General features: G+C 66.0%; 23 protein-coding genes. 9 read left to right on the top strand and 14 right to left on the bottom strand.

Annotated elements, in window-relative coordinates; translation table 11 throughout:
* Positions 1–2: 2 nt before the first annotated feature.
* The gene (gene trpB / locus AAXE93_RS05135; protein WP_390128778.1) at positions 3–1,259 is read right to left on the bottom strand and encodes a tryptophan synthase subunit beta; all 1,257 of its coding nucleotides are present in this window, start codon (positions 1,257–1,259) and stop codon (positions 3–5) included.
* A gap of 99 nt (positions 1,260–1,358) precedes the next feature.
* Between trpB and AAXE93_RS05140 the strand changes: the two genes are divergently transcribed.
* Positions 1,359–1,685 carry a translation initiation factor gene (locus AAXE93_RS05140; RefSeq protein WP_390128780.1) on the top strand — a complete coding sequence of 109 codons (327 nt, stop codon included), beginning with the start codon at positions 1,359–1,361 and terminating at the stop codon, positions 1,683–1,685.
* 31 nt (positions 1,686–1,716) lie between these two features.
* Complete coding sequence (gene cysC / locus AAXE93_RS05145; protein WP_115131256.1) at positions 1,717–2,361, top strand: adenylyl-sulfate kinase; 645 nt, start codon at positions 1,717–1,719, stop codon at positions 2,359–2,361.
* Here the strand turns inward: cysC and AAXE93_RS05150 are convergent.
* From AAXE93_RS05150 to purE, 3 genes are read right to left on the bottom strand one after another with little or no spacing between them, the layout of a single operon-like run.
* Complete coding sequence (locus AAXE93_RS05150) at positions 2,321–3,406, bottom strand: AI-2E family transporter (RefSeq protein ID WP_390128782.1); 1,086 nt, start codon at positions 3,404–3,406, stop codon at positions 2,321–2,323. The two genes, cysC and AAXE93_RS05150, sit on opposite strands and share 41 nt — an antisense overlap.
* Positions 3,407–3,427: 21 nt before the next feature.
* Positions 3,428–4,057 (bottom strand): oxidoreductase, encoded by a 630-nt coding sequence (locus AAXE93_RS05155; RefSeq protein WP_390128785.1) that lies wholly within the window; start codon positions 4,055–4,057, stop codon positions 3,428–3,430.
* Positions 4,054–4,608 (bottom strand): 5-(carboxyamino)imidazole ribonucleotide mutase, encoded by a 555-nt coding sequence (purE, locus tag AAXE93_RS05160; protein ID WP_390128787.1) that lies wholly within the window; start codon positions 4,606–4,608, stop codon positions 4,054–4,056. Before purE ends, AAXE93_RS05155 begins: the two co-directional genes overlap by 4 nt.
* 11 nt (positions 4,609–4,619) lie before the next feature.
* Here purE and AAXE93_RS05165 point away from each other — a divergent pair, with 11 nt between their 5' ends.
* Both AAXE93_RS05165 and bchM read left to right on the top strand, forming a co-directional pair.
* Entirely contained in the window at positions 4,620–5,819 is a 1,200-nt protein-coding gene (locus AAXE93_RS05165) for an N-acetylglucosamine-6-phosphate deacetylase (RefSeq protein WP_390128789.1), read from the top strand.
* Positions 5,820–5,846: 27 nt separating this feature from the next.
* Positions 5,847–6,560 (top strand): magnesium protoporphyrin IX methyltransferase, encoded by a 714-nt coding sequence (gene bchM / locus AAXE93_RS05170; RefSeq protein WP_390128791.1) that lies wholly within the window; start codon positions 5,847–5,849, stop codon positions 6,558–6,560.
* On the opposite strand, the gene AAXE93_RS05175 is transcribed toward bchM, so the two are convergent.
* From AAXE93_RS05175 to AAXE93_RS05185, 3 genes are read right to left on the bottom strand one after another with little or no spacing between them, the layout of a single operon-like run.
* Entirely contained in the window at positions 6,524–7,483 is a 960-nt protein-coding gene (locus AAXE93_RS05175) for a pseudouridine synthase family protein (protein ID WP_390128793.1), read from the bottom strand. The two genes, bchM and AAXE93_RS05175, sit on opposite strands and share 37 nt — an antisense overlap.
* Positions 7,480–8,217 carry a response regulator transcription factor gene (locus AAXE93_RS05180; RefSeq protein ID WP_115009911.1) on the bottom strand — a complete coding sequence of 246 codons (738 nt, stop codon included), beginning with the start codon at positions 8,215–8,217 and terminating at the stop codon, positions 7,480–7,482. The genes AAXE93_RS05175 and AAXE93_RS05180 overlap by 4 nt, the downstream gene beginning before the upstream one ends.
* Before the next feature lie 39 nt (positions 8,218–8,256).
* Complete coding sequence (locus AAXE93_RS05185; RefSeq protein WP_170950883.1) at positions 8,257–8,769, bottom strand: hypothetical protein; 513 nt, start codon at positions 8,767–8,769, stop codon at positions 8,257–8,259.
* Between the two features lie 26 nt (positions 8,770–8,795).
* Here AAXE93_RS05185 and AAXE93_RS05190 point away from each other — a divergent pair, with 26 nt between their 5' ends.
* Complete coding sequence (locus AAXE93_RS05190) at positions 8,796–9,968, top strand: cysteine desulfurase family protein (protein ID WP_390128796.1); 1,173 nt, start codon at positions 8,796–8,798, stop codon at positions 9,966–9,968.
* Here AAXE93_RS05190 and rsmH read toward each other — a convergent pair.
* Complete coding sequence (gene rsmH, locus AAXE93_RS05195; protein WP_390128798.1) at positions 9,965–10,849, bottom strand: 16S rRNA (cytosine(1402)-N(4))-methyltransferase RsmH; 885 nt, start codon at positions 10,847–10,849, stop codon at positions 9,965–9,967. The genes AAXE93_RS05190 and rsmH overlap by 4 nt on opposite strands.
* 54 nt (positions 10,850–10,903) lie before the next feature.
* On the opposite strand from rsmH, the gene AAXE93_RS05200 reads away from it, so the two are divergent.
* On the top strand, positions 10,904–12,088 hold the full coding sequence (locus AAXE93_RS05200; RefSeq protein ID WP_115009907.1) for an NAD(P)H-quinone oxidoreductase subunit H: 1,185 nt from the start codon (positions 10,904–10,906) through the stop codon (positions 12,086–12,088).
* Between the two features lie 24 nt (positions 12,089–12,112).
* On the top strand, positions 12,113–12,475 hold the full coding sequence (locus AAXE93_RS05205; RefSeq protein WP_390128800.1) for a DUF2752 domain-containing protein: 363 nt from the start codon (positions 12,113–12,115) through the stop codon (positions 12,473–12,475).
* Positions 12,476–12,479: 4 nt separating this feature from the next.
* On the opposite strand, the gene AAXE93_RS05210 is transcribed toward AAXE93_RS05205, so the two are convergent.
* Positions 12,480–13,157, bottom strand: coding sequence for a hypothetical protein (locus AAXE93_RS05210; protein WP_390128802.1), 678 nt, complete (start codon positions 13,155–13,157; stop codon positions 12,480–12,482).
* A gap of 59 nt (positions 13,158–13,216) precedes the next feature.
* Here AAXE93_RS05210 and AAXE93_RS05215 point away from each other — a divergent pair, with 59 nt between their 5' ends.
* The gene (locus AAXE93_RS05215; protein ID WP_115131267.1) at positions 13,217–13,666 is read left to right on the top strand and encodes a thioesterase family protein; all 450 of its coding nucleotides are present in this window, start codon (positions 13,217–13,219) and stop codon (positions 13,664–13,666) included.
* Here the strand turns inward: AAXE93_RS05215 and AAXE93_RS05220 are convergent.
* The 3 genes from AAXE93_RS05220 to menA are packed head-to-tail and all read right to left on the bottom strand — an operon-like array spanning position 13,637 to position 16,709.
* Entirely contained in the window at positions 13,637–14,803 is a 1,167-nt protein-coding gene (locus tag AAXE93_RS05220) for an AMP-binding protein (RefSeq protein ID WP_390128805.1), read from the bottom strand. The genes AAXE93_RS05215 and AAXE93_RS05220 overlap by 30 nt on opposite strands.
* The gene (gene menC, locus AAXE93_RS05225; protein ID WP_390128807.1) at positions 14,800–15,768 is read right to left on the bottom strand and encodes an o-succinylbenzoate synthase; all 969 of its coding nucleotides are present in this window, start codon (positions 15,766–15,768) and stop codon (positions 14,800–14,802) included. The genes AAXE93_RS05220 and menC overlap by 4 nt, the downstream gene beginning before the upstream one ends.
* The gene (menA, locus tag AAXE93_RS05230) at positions 15,765–16,709 is read right to left on the bottom strand and encodes a 2-carboxy-1,4-naphthoquinone phytyltransferase (RefSeq protein WP_390128809.1); all 945 of its coding nucleotides are present in this window, start codon (positions 16,707–16,709) and stop codon (positions 15,765–15,767) included. The genes menC and menA overlap by 4 nt, the downstream gene beginning before the upstream one ends.
* A gap of 70 nt (positions 16,710–16,779) precedes the next feature.
* Between menA and AAXE93_RS05235 the strand changes: the two genes are divergently transcribed.
* Positions 16,780–18,186 (top strand): isochorismate synthase MenF, encoded by a 1,407-nt coding sequence (locus AAXE93_RS05235; RefSeq protein ID WP_115131271.1) that lies wholly within the window; start codon positions 16,780–16,782, stop codon positions 18,184–18,186.
* Here AAXE93_RS05235 and gshB read toward each other — a convergent pair.
* Together gshB and grxC are read right to left on the bottom strand one after the other, a co-directional pair.
* The gene (gshB, locus tag AAXE93_RS05240; protein ID WP_115131272.1) at positions 18,153–19,076 is read right to left on the bottom strand and encodes a glutathione synthase; all 924 of its coding nucleotides are present in this window, start codon (positions 19,074–19,076) and stop codon (positions 18,153–18,155) included. The two genes, AAXE93_RS05235 and gshB, sit on opposite strands and share 34 nt — an antisense overlap.
* Positions 19,077–19,079: 3 nt before the next feature.
* On the bottom strand, positions 19,080–19,337 hold the full coding sequence (gene grxC, locus AAXE93_RS05245) for a glutaredoxin 3 (RefSeq protein ID WP_115009898.1): 258 nt from the start codon (positions 19,335–19,337) through the stop codon (positions 19,080–19,082).
* Positions 19,338–19,389 lie beyond the last annotated feature (52 nt).

A 19,389-nucleotide genomic window follows, 5' to 3' on the forward strand; every position in this document is an offset into this window, starting at 1 on the left:
CCTTAGAGCTGATCCCCCAGCTTCTCCGCCACGGTGTTGACGTCCTTGTCGCCGCGGCCGGAGCAGTTGATCACCACTTCCGTGCCATCGGCCAGGGTGGGGCAGAGCTGCTCAAGCCAGGCGAAGGCGTGGGCGGTTTCCAGGGCCGGAATGATGCCCTCAAGTTCACTCACCAGGCGCAGGGCATCGAGGGCCTGTTGGTCGGTGACTGCGGCGTACTCAGCACGCCCGATCTCCCGCAAGTAGCTGTGCTCCGGCCCCACACCGGGGTAATCGAGACCTGCACTGATGGAGTGGGCCTCCATCACCTGACCGTCACCGTCCTGCAGCAGCAGGCTCATGGCGCCGTGAAGCACACCGGCACGACCCTCGGTGATCGTCGCGGCGTGGCGACCGGTGGCCACACCATCACCGGCGGCCTCAACACCGATCAGCCGCACAGACGTTTCCTGCACAAAGGGATGGAACAGGCCCATGGCATTGGAGCCACCGCCAACGCAGGCCATCAGAACGTCGGGCAGCCGGCCGAAGGCGTCCTGACACTGCTGCTTGGACTCCTCACCGATCACGGCATGGAAATCCCGCACCAACATCGGATAGGGGTGCGGACCAGCGACGGATCCAAGGATGTAGTGGGTGGTCTCTACGTTGGTCACCCAGTCGCGGATCGCCTCACTGGTGGCGTCCTTGAGGGTGGCGGTGCCGGCCGTCACCGGTTGCACCATGGCGCCCAGCAGGCGCATGCGGAAGACGTTGAGGGCCTGACGGCGCATGTCTTCCGCGCCCATGTAGATCACGCACTCCAGACCAAAGCGGGCACAGACCGTGGCCGTGGCGACGCCGTGCTGCCCCGCACCAGTCTCGGCAATGATCCGCTTCTTACCCATGCGCAGGGCCAGCAGGGCCTGCCCCAAGGCGTTGTTGATCTTGTGGGCACCGGTGTGGTTCAGGTCTTCACGCTTGAGCCAGATGCGGGGGCCACCGTCGGCTCGGCGGTAGTGGGCGGTGAGACGCTCGGCCTCATACAACGGTGTCGCCCGGCCGACGTAGTTCTTGAGCAGACGGTTGAGCTCGGCGGTGAAGGCGGGATCGTTCCAGGCCTGGGCCGCTGCTTGCTCCAGTTCCGCCAAGGCCGGCATCAGGGTCTCGGGCACGTACTGGCCACCGAATCGTCCAAAGCGGCCATGGGCACCGGGGCGCACCGCTGGCTGCAGGCTGGAGGGATCCGGAGTGCTGGCGTTGGGCAGGGTGCTGGTCACGGATCCACGGCGGAGCGTCGGCTCAGCGTAAGCAGGCGGTCACGCCATGGGGCGCCGCATCGGCGCTCATCGACAATGCAAGCCGGTTGCGACGGGTGAATGCCGAAGGGAGGCTGGCAAGAATTCAGCAGTGCCGAGAGCCTGCAGCGACCGAGCGGCCCTGCGGCGGAGCCCACAGCCAAGGCGCAGCAAGTGGTGCGGGTGCAGCCCACCCGTGGTGGCAAAGGTGGCAAAACCGTGACGGTGATCCGGGGCCTGGAGCTGGATGATGCGGGCTTCAAGGCGCTGCTGAAGAAGCTCAAAACACGCATCGGCAGTGGCGGGACCGCCAAGGACGGCGTGATCGAACTGCAGGGAGATCAGGTGGATCTGGCACTCGAGCTGCTCAGCAAGGAGGGATACCGGCCGAAACGGGCTGGGGGCTAAGGGAGAATGGCCGCCACTTCATGCCTTGGCCATGACCGCCAGCCCCACCTACGGAGAGCTCACCAACAAAGGTGCCTCCACCAACATCGCCTGGCATGAGGCCTCCGTGGGCCGCGACGAGCGCTCGAAGCAGCGTGGGCACCGCAGCGCCATTCTTTGGTTCACCGGACTCTCCGGCTCCGGCAAGAGCACCCTGGCCAATGCCGTCAACGCAGCCCTGTTTGAGCGGGGACTCGCCACCTATGTGCTGGATGGCGACAACATCCGCCACGGCCTCTGCAAAGACCTGGGCTTCTCCGATGCCGACCGTGAAGAGAACATCCGCCGCATCGGTGAAGTGGCCAAGCTGTTCCTGGATGCGGGCGTGATCGTGCTGACCGCCTTTGTGTCGCCCTTCCGTGCAGACCGGGACAAGGCCCGGGACCTGGTGAAGGACGGTGACTTCCTCGAGGTGTTCTGCGCCGCAGACCTCGAGGTCTGCGAATCCCGGGACCCCAAAGGCCTATACGCCAAGGCACGGGCGGGGCAGATCAAGGAATTCACCGGCATCTCTAGCCCCTACGAAGCACCGGAAACGCCCGAACTGAAGATCGACACCGGCAAGCAGGATCTGGCCGACTCCGTGGAGCTGGTAATCAAAGCGCTCCAGGAGCGTGGGGTGATTCCGGCCGCCTGAGGTCGACGTCACCAGCCCTGGCGGCATCCGCCAGAGTTTTGATGCAACTGGCCACCGGCACAGCCAACAGCAGGCCCAGAAGATCGCCCACGCCATAGAGGGCTCCCACCCGGGCCCCAATGGGCAAGGCGATCAGCAACCAGGCCGGTTGCAACCCGACGATGCTGCCCATCAGCCGCGGTTGGATCACCTGATCCACGATCTGACCGACCACAATCGCCGCGGCCAGCAACTCAAGGCCTGTGCGGGGGTCCTGAACCGCCAGCACCGCACTCACCGAGACGATCGACACGGCACTGGCATAGGGCACCAGGGTGGTGAAGCCGATCAGCACGGCGAACAAGACGCCGTAGGGAATGTTCAGGGCGGTGAACACCAGAAGCTGACCACCACTGAGGATCAGCGCCAACACCACCTGACCGGCGAAATAGCCCCGAAAGGTGCGCTCGAGGGTCGTCTGCACCAGATCCCGCCAACGGTCGGGCAGCCAGCGGGCCAGACCATCGACGATCGGATCCGCCCCAAGCAGCAGGAAGACCGCCAGCACCAGCACGATCACCACATTGATCGTGGTGCCCACCGTGGCCCCCAGCAGGCCCAACAGGCGTTGGCTCAACTGCGTCGCCAGACGGCTGAACTGGGCCACCAGATCACTGCTGAGGTCCGCGAAATCAGCCGGCAGGCCATGGTCCAGCGCCCAGAGCTGACCCCGATCGATCCACTGCTCCGCCGCCGTGAGCAGAGACGGCGAGGCACTGAGCAATTGGCTGAGCTGTTCGATCAGCAGCGGCACCAGGGCCACAGCGGCCCAGACCAGAAGCCCCAGGGTCACCAGGACCACGCTGACGATGGCCCAGGCGCGGGGAAGACCCCGTTGCGCGAGCCAGCGGCAGGGCAGGTCCAACAAAAAGGCGATCAAAGCCGCGGTGAGGAACAGCCCGGGGAATGGGGCGAACTGCACCAGCAAACGCTTCAGCACAAAGGCGTTCAAGCCCAGCACTGGCAGCAGAAGACCAAGCCGCAACCAGGCCGGCCAGGACGTCATCGTGGCGATGACGCGAATCGATCAGTGCTGCTCAAGGGCGGCCGGCTTGGAGGCGGAACTGACGTAATGGCACCAAAAACTGAGCCAGGCGGCAATCCCAAGGAACTTGAATCCCTCCTCAAAGATCTGCACCGTCTCATAGGAATTCGGCCACAGCCCCTGGAGGGCATCGGTCAGAACCGACAGGCCCAACAACACCACGGACACCAGAAAGGTGTCGCCACCGAATCGCCGCAGGGGACCACGGAAGCGGAACAACAGCAACCCGGTGAAGAAGGCGTAGGTGATGTAAAGGAACGCCTCACCGAGGTAGCGGTCATGCACCAGAAACATGTCGTCGAGGCAGAGCCAAAGCGAGAAACCACCCCCACAGAAGGCGAATTGACGGTTCAGAACGGAGCCTTGGATCTGCCGGGTGGACGCCGCAAACAAGGCAATGGCCGCCGCCGCCATCCAGAGCAGGTAGCCCACGCTGGAAAGGAAACCTTCCCCGAGAGGGGCCTTGCAGGACTGGGCCAAGTCCTTCAGCACCAGCTTGGCGCTGATGCCCTCAGCTCCGCTCCAGACCAGGGCAATCGCATAGACGATGGCCGCCGGCACCACCGCCCAAAGCAGCGTGGATCGCAGGGTGGAACGAACGGGAAGACTCATGAAGTCATCTGGGAGAGGTAATCCGTGCTGCCCAGATCAACCAGGCGCGCATCCTTGGCGACCACAGCATCGTGGAGGCTGCTGCGGTAATCCTCAAGTTTCCGGGCCAAGTCAGCGTCGGCCACCGAAAGGATCTGCGCCGCCAGCAAACCGGCATTGAGGCCCCCACCGATGGCGACGGTAGCCACAGGAATCCCCCCCGGCATCTGCACGATCGAGTGGAGGGAATCAACCCCGGACAGGGCCCGGCTTTTCACCGGAACGCCGATCACAGGCAGCGTGGTGAGGGCGGCCACCATGCCGGGGAGATGGGCCGCCCCGCCGGCGCCGGCGACGATCACCCCAAACCCCTGACTCCGGGCCGATTGAGCGAAGTTCACCATCTCCACGGGGGTGCGATGGGCCGAGAGCACCCGAACCTCCACCTCCACCCCCAACTCGCGCAGGATGGCGGCGGCGGGTTCCATGGTGGGCAGGTCAGAGTCACTGCCCATCACAACGGCAACACGGGGAAGCACTGGCAGCACAACGCAGAGGGGCAAGACTGCCATCGTCTCCCCCCATGGCTGAAGAAGCCAGTGTTGCGTTGATGCACCGGATCACCAACGTTCGACTTCCGGGTCCCCTGCCTGGGGACGGAGACCAGCGCTACGCGATCGACCTGGACGAGCAGGGTCGGATCTGCCGCATCAAGGCGCTGGGCACCGAGGCACAACACGAGGCGCAACAAGAGACTCAAGAAACCGATGCGAACTGGAACGGCGACTGGCTCAGCCCCCGGGGTGTGGACCTACAGATCAACGGCGGGCTGGGGCTGGCCTTCCCGGAGCTAAGCGAGAGCGATTTGCCCCTGCTGGAGCAACTCCTCGAGCTGTTGTGGCGCGATGGGGTCGAAGCCATCGCCCCGACCCTGGTGACCTGCGGCATCGCGCCGCTGCGCCAGGCCCTGGCCGTGCTGCGGCAAGCGCGGCAGCATCACCGGCCCGGCCGTTGCGAGCTGCTGGGGGCCCATCTGGAGGGCCCCTTTCTGGCCGAAGCCCGCCGCGGTGCCCATCCCCGTGAACACCTGGCCAGCCCCAGCCTGGAGGCTCTCGAGGAACGGATTGGTGGGTTCGAAACGGAGATTGCCCTGGTGACCCTGGCCCCCGAACTGGAGGGAGCCGCTGCGGTGATCGGGCGACTGCGGGAACTGGGCATCAGCGTGGCCCTGGGCCACAGCGCCGCCACGGCCGAACAAGCCAGCAGCGGGTTCGATCAGGGAGTGGCGATGCTCACCCACGCCTTCAATGCCATGCCGGGCTTGCACCACCGGGCACCGGGGCCACTGGGGGAAGCCTGCAGGCGCGGAGGGGTGGCCCTGGGGCTGATCGCCGATGGCGTGCACGTTCACCCCACGATGGCGATGCTGTTGCAACGGCTGGCGCCGGAGCAGACGGTGCTGGTGAGCGATGCTCTGGCCCCCTACGGCCTGGCCGACGGAGAGCACCGCTGGGACGAGCGGGTGCTGCTGGTGGAGACCGGCACCTGTCGCCTCAAGGACGGCACCCTGGCGGGAGTGACCCTGCCGCAACTCGAGGGGGTGAAACGGCTGGCCCGCTGGAGTGACGCCCCCAGTGCTGCGATCTGGAGCGCCACGGTGGCGCCGCGGCGGGTGATTGGTGATGCAACGGGGTGCATGGATGCCTTGATGGGACGGCCACTGACGCAACTGCTGCGCTGGCACCAGAAGGAGGGTGATCTGCACTGGGCCTGCGCTGCTTAGGATCCCGCCGACACAAACCCTTCCGCCATGGCCCCCGATCAGCTGCTGGAGCAGAAACAGGCCGAGAAAAAGGAGGTGAAGGGCTACTTCGAAACCACGGGTTTCGACCGCTGGAACCGCATCTACAGCGACAGCGATGACGTGAACAAGGTGCAGCGCAACATCCGCATCGGTCACCAGAAAACCGTGGATGAAGTGCTGGCCTGGATCAAGGAGAGCGGTGAACTCAGCCAGGCGAGCTTCTGCGACGCGGGCTGCGGTGTTGGCAGCCTGAGCCTTCCGCTGGCGGCGATGGGGGCCGGTTCCATCAGCGCCAGCGACATTTCAGAGGCCATGGCCCAGGAAGCCGAGCGCCGGGCCGGCGAGGCTGGTCTCGACATGGCCAAGCTGAACTTCTTCGCCAGCGACCTGGAAAGCCTGAGCGGCTCGTTCCACACGGTGTGCTGCCTGGATGTGTTCATTCACTACCCCCAGCAACCGGCCGAGGAGATGGTGAAGCACCTCTGCGGCCTCACTGAAGAGCGGCTGATCGTGAGCTTTGCCCCCTACACGCCACTGCTGGCGCTGTTGAAGGGCATCGGCCAGCTGTTCCCCGGACCCAGCAAAACCACCCGGGCCTACACCCTCAAGGAAGACGGCATCGTGAAGGCAGCCGAAGCCTGCGGCTTCAAGCTGGTGCGCCGCAGCCTGAACAAGGCCCCCTTCTACTTCTCGCGCTTGATCGAATTCCGCAAGGCCTGATCTCCCTCACCTGGGGGATCCACCTGGAGGGTGATCTCCCTCAAATGAGGGAGACCCGAAAGCCGCCAGGCATGCAGCCGATAGCCCCCGTCACCGGGCGTTGCGGTGGCTGAAATCTCGCGATGCATCAGATAAAGCGGATCCCCCAGCAGCGGACTGCCCAGCTGCGCCAGATGAATGCGGATCTGATGCGGCCGGCCGGTGGTGATCGTCACCTGCAGGCGATCGCCCTCGGCCGTGCGCTCCAACAGCTCCAGCTCGGAGTGGGCTGAGAGCCGTTTGCGGATCGGCGCATCGTTCAGCGGTTCCGGCCCCCAGATCCAACCCAAGAGCGGATGCGGCCGTTCCACCACATCACTGCTCACCGTTAGGCACTGCCCCAACTCCAACCCCGGCACCCGCTGGCTCCAGGCCTGATACACCTTGCGGCAACCGCCGTCGGGCCGGAACTGCTTCGACCAGAGGGCGCGGGTCTGCGGCGTGCGGGCACACACCTGCAAACCGGAGGTGAACCGCCCCAGGCGATGCACCGGCCGGGCACCGGTGGGTTCAAGCAAGGCCGTGAGCGTGTGGCGCAGGAAGCCACCACCGGGCATCACCGGCAAACCGGAAGGCTTGTTGATCACCAACAGGTCGCCGTCGTCGTGGATCGTCTCCCATTGATCGGGGATCGCCTGCTCCAACCAGGGCGGACGCCGCCAACAGAGGGTCTCACCGCCCTGCAACGCTCGATCACCGGTCAGCAGCGCTTCGTTCCAATCCAGCTCACCGGCGGCGATACGCTGCTGCCACAACCCAGCATCAGAGTGGCGGTAGCGATCCGCCAGCCATTCACTCACCAAAGTGCCGGCAGCAGCCCGCGGCACCCGGTCGCGGTAGGTCCAACCGTTGTTGAACGCCGCCTTGCGCCAACCAGCCTTCAAGTCACCAGACGGTGCTCCAGGGCATAACGCACCAATTCCGTACGGCTGGAGGTGCCCGTCTTGTTGAACAGCCGGCTCACGTACTTCTCCACGTTGCGGATCGACGTCTCCAGCTGCCGGGCAATCTCCTTGTTCATCAATCCTTCCGCCACCAGCTGCAGCACACTCGCCTCCCGCGGCGTGAAGCTGTGCACCACCGGCTCGGTGGAGGGCAACGCTTCGGCCTGGGCCAGCAGCGAACGGATCTCGGTGATCTGCTTGGCCATCTGGCCCATATCGGTATCCGCAAAGCGCGCTGCCTCCTGCAGCAGCCGTTGCTGGCGCTGGGCCACGTTGCGCACCCGCGCCACCAGCTCATCGGGATCGAACGGCTTGGGGATGTAGTCATCCACCCCGGCCAGATAGCCCTGGGTGCGGTCCGCCGTCATGCCCTTGGCGGTGAGGAAAATCACCGGGGTGCCACCAAGCCGTTCATCGGCGCGCAACTTCTGCAGCAGGCCATAGCCATCAAGCCGCGGCATCATCACGTCGCTGATTACCACATCCGGCAGCATCTGCTGGGCCTTGGCGAAGCCTTCCTCCCCGTCCACCGCGGTGGTCACCTCAAAGCCTTCGTCTTCCAGGTAGGCCTGCACCGCCGTGCGAAGACCGGGCTCGTCGTCCACCAGCAACAGACGCGGGGCGGGCGCCGCGGCCTCTACGGATTCAGCGGTGGGGGTGGGCGCGTCGCTCATGGCTGGAATCGCTCTGGCCGCAATGTATGGAGAGCACGCTCAACGGGCCAGTGCGGGTAACTGCTCCTGCTGTTCGGGAATCAGGGTGGAAAAGCCCAGATCCAGGGCCTTCTGACGCAACGTGGCAGGGTCGGTTCCCGCCACCTCCGGCACGCAGGCTGCCCACCACACGAGGTGATCCTCCCGATTCACGTCCGTGATCGGACCGCCGGGGTTGAGGGTGCGCACGTAAACCGTCGACGGCGTGCGTTTCACCCGCAAGGGCTTCTCTGGGGAGCAATTGACGCTCTCCACGTAGACGTTGAGATCCGACGCCGACTCCTCCCACAGGCTGTAGCTGCGGGTGTCGGGATTGGACGAGGCTGGTTTCACTGCATAGATGCCGATCGACAGGGTGCCGACGGGGGCAGGGCGTTCGATCAGCACCTTGAGATCGGCTGGCCGCGATTGCCGCATCTGCTCCAGCACCTGCTCACGGTCGAAGCCACTGGCGGGTTGCAGGCACACCAGCCCGCCCAGGCCCAGCAGAGCCATTGGCAATCGCAGACCCATGCCAGTGCCGTTCGCAATGCAGCACCATGATCGCAACATCTGCCTGCATCGTCCTGAGCGGCTCGGCTCTCGCCTTTGATTTCCAGGCCACCACCCCCTGTGCGGCTGAGGTGGTGGAGGCGATGGCGCCGTTCTGGAGTGCGGACTGGGGCAATCCCTCCAGCCGCCAGCATCGGCTCGGCCTCAGCGCCTCTGCCGCGGTGAACGTGGCGCGGCGCCAGCTTTCGGAAGCGGTGGGAGTGAGCCCGGAACGACTGGTGTTCACCAGCGGTGCCACGGAAGCCAACAACCTGGCGCTGCTGGGCCATGCCCGCGCCCTGGGGAGCGGCCATCTGATCAGCGTGGCCACCGAACACCACGCCGTGCTGGATCCACTCCAGCAACTGCAACGGGAAGGCTTCAGCGTCACCCTGCTGACCCCAGGCCCCGATGGACTGATCAGCCCTGAGCAGCTGGAGGCGGCGATCACCCCCGAAACGCGGCTAGTGAGCGTGATGGCGGCCAACAACGAAATCGGCGTGCTCCAGCCGCTCGAGCAACTGGGAACGATTTGCCGCCGCCATTGCATCACCCTGCACAGCGATGGAGCCCAGGCCTTCGGGACGCTGCCGCTGAACCCTGATGCCCTGGGGGTTGACCTGCTCAGCCTCAGTGCCCACAAGCTCTATGGGCCCAAGGGTATTGGCGCCCTGGTGCTGCGGGAGGACATCGCCATCGAACCGCTGCAGTGGGGGGGCGGCCAGGAAGCCGGGCTCCGGGCCGGCACGCTGCCCACCGCCTTGATCGTGGGCTTTGCCGCCGCCGCCCGCCTTGCGCTGCAGGAACAGGATCAGCGCAACAGCCATCTTCAGCACCTGCGCGATCAGCTGTGGGAGGGCCTGCAGCAGCGCCTCCCCGGCGTGCTGCTCAATGGGGCCCTGCAGCCGCGCCTGCCCCACAACCTCAACATCAGCCTTCCCGGAGTGAACGGCAGCCGCCTGCACCGGGCCCTGCGCCCGCACCTGGCCTGCAGCAGTGGCTCCGCCTGCAGCAACGGCGCGCCGTCCCACGTGCTCCAGGCGATCGGTCGCTCGCGGGCTGAAGCCGAAGCCTCCCTGCGACTCAGCCTGGGGCGTGAGACCACAACCGACGACGTGGATCAGGCCATCACAGCGATCACCGACGCCGCAGCTGCCGCCGGGTTCCTCAGCGGTCGCTAAGCAGGGGCCACACGCTGGGCCACACGCCATTTGGCACTGCGGCTGCGGGGGTTGGCCTCCTCCTCCTGCTCGGTGGCCACCACCGGCTTGCGGGTGATCCGTTGCAAGCGCTCATCGCGCAGGAAGGCGGTCTTGACGCGGCGGTCTTCCAGGGAATGGAAGCTGATGATTCCCAGAAGCCCCTCAGGCTCGAGCCAGTCGGGAGCTTGCTGCAGCAGGCGATCGAGCACCCCCAGCTCATCGTTCACCGCAATCCGCAGGGCCTGGAAGGTGCGGGTGGCGGGATGAATCCGTCCCCGCCGCGCCTTGGGGGGATAACAACCGGCCACGGCGTAGGCCAAGGCCGCGGTGCCCTCATAGGAGCCCTTGTCCTTGAGGTCCGCTTTGATCCGCCGGGCGATACGACGGGAGAGCCGCTCCTCGCCATAGCCATAGATCAGATCCGCAAGCTCGTTCTCCTCCAAGCGATCAATCAGCTCAGCCGCGGTCTCCCCCTCGCCGCCGGCATTCATCCGCATGTCCAAGGGACCATCCAGGCGAAAACTGAAGCCCCGCTCCGCCACATCCAGCTGCGGGCTGCTCACCCCAAGATCCGCCAGCACCATCACGGCGGGCTCGGGCGGCACATAGTCGGCGAAGTTGGTGGCCACGATCGAGACGCGATCACCGAAGGGGGCCAGACGCTCCGCCGCCGCGGCCCGGGCCGTGGCGTCCTGGTCCAGTCCGATCAGGCGCAGGCCGGGATGCTGTTCCAGCAACAGGGCGCTGTGGCCGCCGCCCCCAAGGGTGGCGTCGATCAACAGGCCATCCGGACGGGGGATCTGCCGGGCCGCATCCAGCACCGCATCGGCCAGCACGGGCACATGGCTGAAGGGGGGCACAAGCCACAGGCGAAGACTCCTTAAGATCTACTCATCGATCGGACCACCGCTCCCATGACGCAGCTGGAAACGCGCACGGAGCCCATGGTGGTGAACTTCGGGCCCCACCACCCCTCCATGCACGGGGTGCTGCGGCTCGTGGTCACCCTCGATGGTGAGGACGTGGTCGACTGCGAACCGGTGATCGGTTACCTCCATCGCGGCATGGAGAAAATCGCCGAGAACCGCACGAATGTGATGTTCGTGCCCTACGTGAGCCGCATGGACTATGCGGCGGGGATGTTCTACGAGGCGATCGTGGTGAACGCCCCAGAAAAACTGGCGAACATCCCGGTGCCCAAGCGGGCGAGCTACATCCGGGTGCTGATGCTGGAACTCAACCGCATCGCCAACCACCTGCTCTGGCTTGGACCCTTCCTGGCAGACGTGGGGGCCCAGACCCCGTTCTTCTACATCTTCCGCGAGCGGGAGATGATCTACGACCTGTGGGAAGCCGCCACCGGCCAGCGGCTGATTAACAACAACTATTTCCGCATCGGCGGCGTCGCCGCTGATCTGCCCTGGGGATGGCTGGAGAAATGCCGTGATTTCTGTGACTGGTTCGGTCCCAAGATCGACGAATACGAAAAGCTGATCACCAACAACCCGATTTTCCGGCGCCGGATTGAAGGGTTGGGAACGATCGAAAAGGAGGACGCCATCAACTGGAGCCTCTCCGGACCGATGCTGCGCGCTTCCGGCGTGCCCTGGGATCTCCGCAAGGTGGATCACTACGAGTGCTACGACGACTTCGACTGGCAGGTGGCCTGGGAAAAAGAAGGCGACTGCTACGCCCGCTATCGCGTGCGCATCGAAGAAATGCGCCAGTCGCTCAAGATCCTGCGCCAGGCCTGCGACATGATCCCCGGCGGACCCACCGAAAACCTCGAGGCCAAGCGCCTCAACGAAGGCAAGGGCAGCGACGCTGCAGGTTTCGACTTCCAGTACGTGGCCAAGAAGGTGGCGCCCACCTTCAAGATCCCCAACGGTGAGCTCTACACCCGGCTGGAATCAGGCAAGGGAGAGATCGGCGTGTTCATTCAAGGCAACAACGACGTCACCCCCTGGCGCTTCAAGATCCGCGCTGCCGACAGCAACAACCTGCAGATCCTTCCCCACATCCTCAAGGGACACAAGGTGGCCGACATCATGGCCATCCTCGGTTCCATCGACGTGATCATGGGATCGGTGGATCGCTGATCTCTGAACCGGTTTCTGCGGTGGTTGCAACGCGCGGGCTATCTGCTGCCCGCAACCGTGACCGGTGCGTTATGGCTGAAGGGCTTGCATCCAGGGATACCCGGCCTCGGCTGCCCGCTTCGCGCCCTCACCGGCGTGCCCTGTCCCACCTGCTTTCTGACCCGAGCAACAAGCGCAGCACTCACCGGTGATCTGGGCGGATCGCTGCAATGGCATCTGTTTGGCCCCATTGCCGCCCTGGGGCTGGTGTTCTGGAGTGTGCTGGCGCTCCAGCAACGGCGTCTCATCCCCAGAGGTCTTCCCCTCTGGCCCCTGCCGTTGGTGACTGGAGGGTTGATCAGCTACTGGCTGCTGCGCCTGAGCACCAACAGCTGGCCCAGCGGCTGAGCGATCAGCGCAACAGTCCGCGCTGATAGGCGACGTTCTGAAGGAAGAAGCTGGCCATGGGAATCACCACAAAGCCCCCCAGACCGCAGGTCGCCAGGGCCAGCAGCCCCACAACGATGCCCGTCAACACCTCAAGCCCCACAAAGCTCAAGCCGTTTTCCGAGCGATACACCACCTGAAACGACTGGGAGAAGGCTTCACCGATGGCCAGGTCGGTGACGAAGATGCGATTGATGAACACCGGCGTCACCAACGCCACGGCAATCCCGGGAAGGATGCAAAGCAGAAAGCCGATGGTGGTGACCAGTGAAAAGAACAGCCCCGCCAGCACATAGCGCCACCACCGGCCGGTGAGCAGCTGAGCGGCCGTTGAAATCGTCACCACCTCACCGCACTCGTAGTAAAGGGAAGGAACGGCCACCAACAGCACCGACAACAGGCTGGCGAGGATGGAGAAAGGCAACTGAACCAATTGGGCGAGCACCGCTCCGAGCCCCAATGCCGCATCGCTGCTGCCGATGATTGACGACACGGCAACGATGATCAGGCCATAGGCCAGAACAGCCAGCAGCGACAGCACAATCGAGCCCACCCAGCTCACCAGCACCACAGGGATGTGCTGCAGGAAGGCCTTCCAGGCCTTCTGAATGGACGGAGGCTCGAAGGCAATCGGCGCGGCCATGGTTCGGGCGGAATTTCTGTCAGGGTGACAGTCGGCACCGGCTTGAACAACACATCGCCATGACCTCTGCCCCCTGGCTGGAGCTGAGCCGAACCGTGCGCTTCAGCGACACCGACGCCGCCGGCGTGATGCACTTTCAGCAGCTGCTGGGCTGGTGCCACCAGGCCTGGGAGGAAAGCCTGGAACGCTTTGGCCTGCCAGCGGGTTCAGTCTTCCCTGGCGGCCGCGGAGAGCAACCGAGCGTGGCCTTACCGATCGTGCACTGCCATGCCGATTTCCGCGCCCCGGTGCAGGTGGGCGACAAGCTGCTGATCCGCCTGGAACCGGAACGGCTCGATCCCAGCAGTTTTGCGGTGAACAGCCAGGTGCTGCTGGAGAAGCAGCTGGTTGCCAAAGGCTGCCTGCGTCATGTGGCCATCGACGTGCAAACCCGGCGCCGCTGTGCCCTGCCCGATGGCGTGGACCGTTGGCTGGAAGCATCAAGCCTCGGCCGCATCCAACCGCTTTAACCACTCCCGCCAGCGCTGGCGCTGCCATTTCCCCAGCGCCGAGGGGGCCAGGTGGGGGCACAACACCCAACGCCGTGGCGTCTCCGCCGGCGCCCAAGGCCGAGTGAGGGCCTCAAGCCGCTGCAGCACCGCAGGGTCAGAACTGCCCACCAGGGCCTCAAGCCGCTGCCCCCACTCCGGATCATCCACAGCAAGAAGCAGCACGGCACTCACCGGCAGCGATGCCGCCTGCAGCGCCGCCATCAAGCGCTGCTCCAGCTGCTCGGGGAACACGGTTTCCCCCCCGGAGTGAATGGCGCCATCGATGCGCCCGGCAATCTGGAGACCGGGGGTCAACGCGGCCTGATCCCCGGAGCGCCACCAGCCATCGCCATCCCTGAGCGGCACCCAACGCTCGGGTTGATCCGCCCGCCAACAGCCCAGCGCCAACCGATCAGTGCGCACCTCAAGCGCCCCATTAGCGGCCAGCCGCAGCTCCACATCCACCAGCGGGTCCCCACACCCGGGCTCGCCGGCCAGAAAGCGGTCCGGCGGGAGGGCCGCCACCATCGCCGCCGTCTCCGTCGACCCGTAGCAGGGCGACAGCGGCAGCTGCAAGGCCCGTGCCTGATCCGCCAACGGCGCCGGGAGAGCCGCACCACCGATCCAGATCAGCTGCAGCTGCTGCAGGAAGGCCACCCCATCGGGATGGGCCAGCAGACGTGCCAGTTGCGTGGGCACCAACGACAGCACGGCAGGATTCGTCTCCCAAGCGGGCAGGCCCTGACAGAACGCGAGCAAGTCAGTGGGGGTTTTCATCAACCCCGGCTCCAGTTGCTGATGCCCCGCGCCCCAGCAGCGGGCGCGCCACCAGGGCATCAGACCACTCACATGGGCCAGCGGCAAAGGATTGAGCAGGAGGGTGGAGGCGGGGTCCAAACCGATCCCCGTCAACCAATGGGCGGTGGCGGCGGCCGAACGGTCCAGATGCAGCGAGGGCTGGGCGCAGCAACGGCTGCCGCCACTGCTGCCACCACTGCGCACCACCACCCCCGGGCCCGGAGGCAATTGAGCGATGGGGGCCGCGTCGGCATCAGGCGATAGGGGCATCCACTGCCCAGCCGCCAGCCCCTGCTCCAGCCGCTCGATCTCGCTCATGCCGCCGCGGCCCAGACCTGCTCTGGATCGTTGGAGAACATCGGCCCCGCTGGCGTCCAGCCGGGGGCCAGGCCCGGTGCTGCCGGCGTGGGGCCCTGGGCCTGAAGACCGGCCAGATGCTCCAGCCAGCGCCGACCGATGCCGGTTTCAAACGCCGTGCTCAGCATCCGTTGGGGCAGCCCCGCCTGCAGCTCCCGCAACAGCAGGCGGGGATCACCCTCCAGCGCAGGCCGACGCACTTGCCAGCCACTCCAGCTGCTGCGCAGCTCGGGGTGCTGGTGGAGGGATTCATCGAGGGCCACCGGCCCCAGCGCTGCCAACTGATCCAGGCCGGCTTGATCCTCCACCGCCAGCGGCTGCTCCAACCAGTCCAAGCGAGAGTCATCGCGCAACCGCTGCATCCAGGCCTCAGCCGTGCTGCGATCCCAGCCGCCGTTGGCATCCAGACGCAGCCGGGCCGTAGACGGCAGCCGCTGGAGCAGCTGCTCGAGCAGCTGACGCTCCAGGCCATCCGGCGCCGTGGCCACCTTCCACTTGAAGGTGCAGCTCTCCAGGCCACCCATCGATGCCGCAGCAACCTCCAGGGCCAAAAGCATCGCCTCGCCAGCCGGCAGCAACAGCGCCGGGGCAGGAGCCTTCAGCCAGCCCTGGGGTGCAGCAGCGCCCACCACACCCTGTAGCTCCGCCAAGGCCGCCCCAAGGCCAAAACCCACCGGCCCCGGGGCCTCCCGCAACACAGCCTCCAGCTGAGCCTGAGGAAGCTCGTCCGGCAGCGCTACGAGGGCCTGCTCGCAGGCCATGAACTGCTGCGGCTGCAGCGGAGCCACTTCGCCCCAACCCACGGCCCCCTGATCGTCATCCAGCCGCAGCAACCAGCCACAACGCTCCCGCAGCTCGCCGGCTGCGGTGCGCAGCGGCTGCAGCAGGGCAAAGCGGAAGCGGCGACGCTGCAGCCGGAGCGTCATCCGCCCGTCCAGACGCGCGCCAGAGCCAGGCCCGCACTCAGCCCCAGACCATTCCAGCCCTGGAAGCGCAGGGCCAGAAACTTGCTGCCGCTGATCAGCTCCGGCCTGTCGTGGTGGCGCTGGAGCAGACGCATCAGCTGCACACCGGCAGGAAGGCCGAGACCGCTCAACAACACCGTCGGAGGCCAGTCCCCGTGCAGCACGGGCACCCACTCCAACGCCAGCGTCAAGGCCACAAACCAGGGCACCAAGGCTGCCGCCCGGGCCGTGCCCAGACGCACCACCGGCGAGCGTTTGCCATGGGCGGCGTCCTCCTCCACCTGATGGAAGTGGGAGCAGAACAACACCAGGGTGGTCGCCAGGGCAGGACCTGCCCCCAAAATCCAGGCCGTGCCCCAAGGGATCGATCCTGCCCCCCGGGGCTGCAGCACCACGAGGGCCGCTGCGGTGGCAAAGGGTCCAAAGGCCAGCCAGCACAGGGGCTCACCCAGGCCGCGGTAGCCCAGGCGGAACGGCGGGCCCTGATACACGTAACCCAGGCCGCAGCACACCAACACCAGGGCCAGCACGGACCCGCTGCTGTTCCAGGCCAAACCGGCCATCACCAGCAAGCCCAGCACCAGCGCAGCGGTCGCCCCCTGGGCGACACGGTCCCGGCGGCCGGTGAGGTTCACCACGGAATGGGGTTTACCGGTGGCATCCACACCCGTGGCCGCGTCAAAAACATCGTTGCTGAGGTTTTCCCAAAGCAACAGCAGGATGGCCGCCAGCACAAAGCCCCCCAACTGCAGCCAGCGCAGGGAGCCCGCCACCCCGAACTGCCATCCAGCCGCGAGCAGCACAGGCATCACGGCAACGGAATACATCGGCCACTTGATCGCTGCCTTCCACAAACGGCGCCGATCGGCGTAACGGGATGCGACAGCCTGCGGCTCAGACATGGACAGGACCCGTTCCCGCAGGGCGAAGACCCATACATTTGAGCAGTAACCCTGGCCGGAAACGCCGCGGATGTCGGCTGATTGTTGTTTCAGCACCCTCCTCTCCGCTGCCCAGCGGGGATGGTTGGCCTGTGACGGCGATGAAGCGCTGCTCAGCCTGGCCCTGCCGATCGAAGGGATCGACCCGCTTCTGGCCTTGCCGCAGCTGGCGGAGCAGGAAAGCCTGCAGGTGCTGTGGGACAGCGCCCCGGGCCTCTGCCTGGCTGCCGCAGGGCCCTGCCAGGAACTGGAGCTGGCCGGCAGCCGTCGCTTTGAGCAGGCCCAGCGCTTCGCCGACCTCTGCCTGAGCCGGCTGCACGACACGGCAGCGGACAGCCCAGCCCATGCGCGACCTCGGGTGCTGCTGCGCTTCCGCTTCTTTGATCAGGTGAGTGAGCGCCGCCGCAGTGAAGCGGTGGTGCCATCGGTGCAGGCCGTGCTGCCCCGCTGGCAACTCAGCCGTCAGGGACGCCGCGGCTGGCTGCGGCTGAATGGGGTTGTTAGCAGTGCAGCGGACTGCCGCGAGCTGGCGGAACAACTTTGGCTCCAGCACGAACAGCTGCTCAAGACGCCAGCCACGCCAACCCCCCTCAAGCCCCAGGCGCTGGTGGCGGCAACGGAACCGGAAACCTGGCGGCAGCGCTACGCCGCAGCCCTGACCCGCGGCATTGATCTGGTCAACAGCGGTGACCTTCACAAACTCGTGCTGGCGGTGCGGCACCGCATTGTTCTGGCAGACACCTTCGACCCCTTGCCGCTGTTGAAGCGGCTGCGGCGGCAACAGGCCGGCAGCTGCCGCTTCCTCTGGCAGCGTCACACCGGTGATGCCTTCTTCGGTGCATCGCCGGAACGGCTGCTCAGCCTGCGCGCCGGTTGGCTGCGCAGCGATGCCCTGGCCGGCACGGCGGGGCAAGGGGATTCCGGGGCGCAGCTGCTGCGCTCCGACAAGGACCGCCGCGAACATGAATTGGTGGTGGAAACCATCACCGACCAACTACGCCGCAACGGCTTGACACCCCGGCGTCGCCGTCAGCCCCAACTGGCCCGCCACGGCAACCTCACCCACCTGCACACCCCGATCACGGCCGAAACCCAGGGTCAGCCCGTGCTGGCGTTGGCTGAACAGCTGCACCCCACCCCCGCCGTTGCCGGGTTGCCGCGCCGCGACGCAATGGCCTGGTTGCGCACCCTGGAACCCTTTGAACGGGGCAGTTACGCAGCGCCAATCGGTTGGATCGACAGTGCTGGAGATGCGGAACTGCGGGTGGCGATCCGCTGCGGTCATGCCCGCGGCCGCGAGCTGGACCTCACCGCCGGAGCCGGCCTGGTGCGGGGGTCCGTTGCCGAGCGCGAACTGCAGGAAGTGGGGCTGAAGCTGGCCGTGCTGGCGGACCAGCTGGAACTTCAGACCAGCGCGCGCAACCGCTCGATCGTCTGATCCGCCAGGGGCTGGTTCATCAGTCGCTCCACTTCCCGCACTCCGGTGGGGCTGGTGACGTTGATTTCGCTGAGCATGCCGCCGATCACATCGATGCCCACGAAGAACAACCCCTCCGCCCGCAGCGCCGGGGCCAGGGCCGCACAGATCTGACGCTCCCGCTCGGTGAGTTCCGTGGCCTCCGCCTGACCACCCACGGCCAGATTGCTGCGGAATTCTCCGGCTGACGGGCGACGGTTGATCGCCCCCAGGGGATCGCCGTCCACCAGCAGGATGCGCTTGTCACCCTCGCTCACGGACGGCAGAAAGGCCTGGGCCATCACCGGCAGGCGTTCCTGCTCCGTCACCAGCTCCAGCAGGGCCTTCAAGCCCGGCGACTGGCCGTTGACCCGAATTACCCCCAGGCCGGCGCGGCCCCCCAGGGGTTTGAGCACGATCTCCTGCTGCTCCTCGGCGAACAACAGCAGTTCAGACACCCGCCCCGCCACCAGCGTGGGGGCCATCCAACGGCTGAAGCGCAAGGCCCCCAGCTTTTCGTTCCAGCTGCGCAGCGCACTGGGGCGATTGAGCACCCGCACCCCAGCCCGCTCGGCAACCTCCAACAGATGGGTGGCGTACAGATACGCCTCATCCACCGGCGGGTCCTTGCGCATCCAGATCACATCAAACCCAGCCAGAGCCTGACGTTCCGCCACCCCAACAGTGATCCAGGGCTCCGGCGTCACCGGCAGGGCAATCGCGAGGGGTTCATCGCCCCGCGCAATCAGATCGGCAGGCGTGCAGGCCCAAACCTCATCGCCGGCGCGATGGGCGGCCTGCATCAGCGCAGCAGAGGAATCCTTGGCTGGATTGATCTGCCCCAGCGGATCCAGAACGAACAGCTGGCGCATCGATCAGGCCTTCAGCAGCGCATCGAGCTCACCGGCGCGATCCAGGGCATGGAGATCGTCACAGCCACCGATGTGGCGATCGTCGATGTACACCTGCGGAACGCTGCGGCGACCATCACCCCGCGCCGCCATGGCATCCCGAGCCGGCTCATCCCCATCCACGCTGTGTTCGGTGTAGCTCACCCCTTTGCGGTCCAGAAGCCCCTTGGCGCGGACGCAGAACGGGCAGGTTTGCCAGGTGTAGATCTCAACCTTGGCCATTGCGTTGGTGATGCCGGTGGTCGGATCCTATGCAGCTACTGCGCTGATAGCG

Origin of the sequence: Synechococcus sp. HIMB2401 (assembly GCF_042883245.1) — a bacterium.
Taxonomy (GTDB): Bacteria; Cyanobacteriota; Cyanobacteriia; order PCC-6307; family Cyanobiaceae; genus Parasynechococcus.

Bases quoted from the DNA above. Each gene is read 5' to 3' on its own strand.
- AAXE93_RS05140 (WP_390128780.1), top strand. From the start codon at position 1,359: ATGCCGAAGGGAGGCTGGCAAGAATTCAGCAGTGCCGAGAGCCTGCAG.
- cysC (WP_115131256.1), top strand. From the start codon at position 1,717: ATGACCGCCAGCCCCACCTACGGAGAGCTCACCAACAAAGGTGCCTCC.
- AAXE93_RS05150 (WP_390128782.1), bottom strand. From the start codon at position 3,406: ATGACGTCCTGGCCGGCCTGGTTGCGGCTTGGTCTTCTGCTGCCAGTG.
- AAXE93_RS05155 (WP_390128785.1), bottom strand. From the start codon at position 4,057: ATGAGTCTTCCCGTTCGTTCCACCCTGCGATCCACGCTGCTTTGGGCG.
- purE (WP_390128787.1), bottom strand. From the start codon at position 4,608: ATGGCAGTCTTGCCCCTCTGCGTTGTGCTGCCAGTGCTTCCCCGTGTT.
- AAXE93_RS05165 (WP_390128789.1), top strand. From the start codon at position 4,620: ATGGCTGAAGAAGCCAGTGTTGCGTTGATGCACCGGATCACCAACGTT.
- bchM (WP_390128791.1), top strand. From the start codon at position 5,847: ATGGCCCCCGATCAGCTGCTGGAGCAGAAACAGGCCGAGAAAAAGGAG.
- AAXE93_RS05180 (WP_115009911.1), bottom strand. From the start codon at position 8,217: ATGAGCGACGCGCCCACCCCCACCGCTGAATCCGTAGAGGCCGCGGCG.
- AAXE93_RS05185 (WP_170950883.1), bottom strand. From the start codon at position 8,769: ATGGGTCTGCGATTGCCAATGGCTCTGCTGGGCCTGGGCGGGCTGGTG.
- AAXE93_RS05190 (WP_390128796.1), top strand. From the start codon at position 8,796: ATGATCGCAACATCTGCCTGCATCGTCCTGAGCGGCTCGGCTCTCGCC.
- AAXE93_RS05200 (WP_115009907.1), top strand. From the start codon at position 10,904: ATGACGCAGCTGGAAACGCGCACGGAGCCCATGGTGGTGAACTTCGGG.
- AAXE93_RS05210 (WP_390128802.1), bottom strand. From the start codon at position 13,157: ATGGCCGCGCCGATTGCCTTCGAGCCTCCGTCCATTCAGAAGGCCTGG.
- AAXE93_RS05215 (WP_115131267.1), top strand. From the start codon at position 13,217: ATGACCTCTGCCCCCTGGCTGGAGCTGAGCCGAACCGTGCGCTTCAGC.
- AAXE93_RS05220 (WP_390128805.1), bottom strand. From the start codon at position 14,803: ATGAGCGAGATCGAGCGGCTGGAGCAGGGGCTGGCGGCTGGGCAGTGG.
- menC (WP_390128807.1), bottom strand. From the start codon at position 15,768: ATGACGCTCCGGCTGCAGCGTCGCCGCTTCCGCTTTGCCCTGCTGCAG.
- menA (WP_390128809.1), bottom strand. From the start codon at position 16,709: ATGTCTGAGCCGCAGGCTGTCGCATCCCGTTACGCCGATCGGCGCCGT.
- AAXE93_RS05235 (WP_115131271.1), top strand. From the start codon at position 16,780: ATGTCGGCTGATTGTTGTTTCAGCACCCTCCTCTCCGCTGCCCAGCGG.
- gshB (WP_115131272.1), bottom strand. From the start codon at position 19,076: ATGCGCCAGCTGTTCGTTCTGGATCCGCTGGGGCAGATCAATCCAGCC.
- grxC (WP_115009898.1), bottom strand. From the start codon at position 19,337: ATGGCCAAGGTTGAGATCTACACCTGGCAAACCTGCCCGTTCTGCGTC.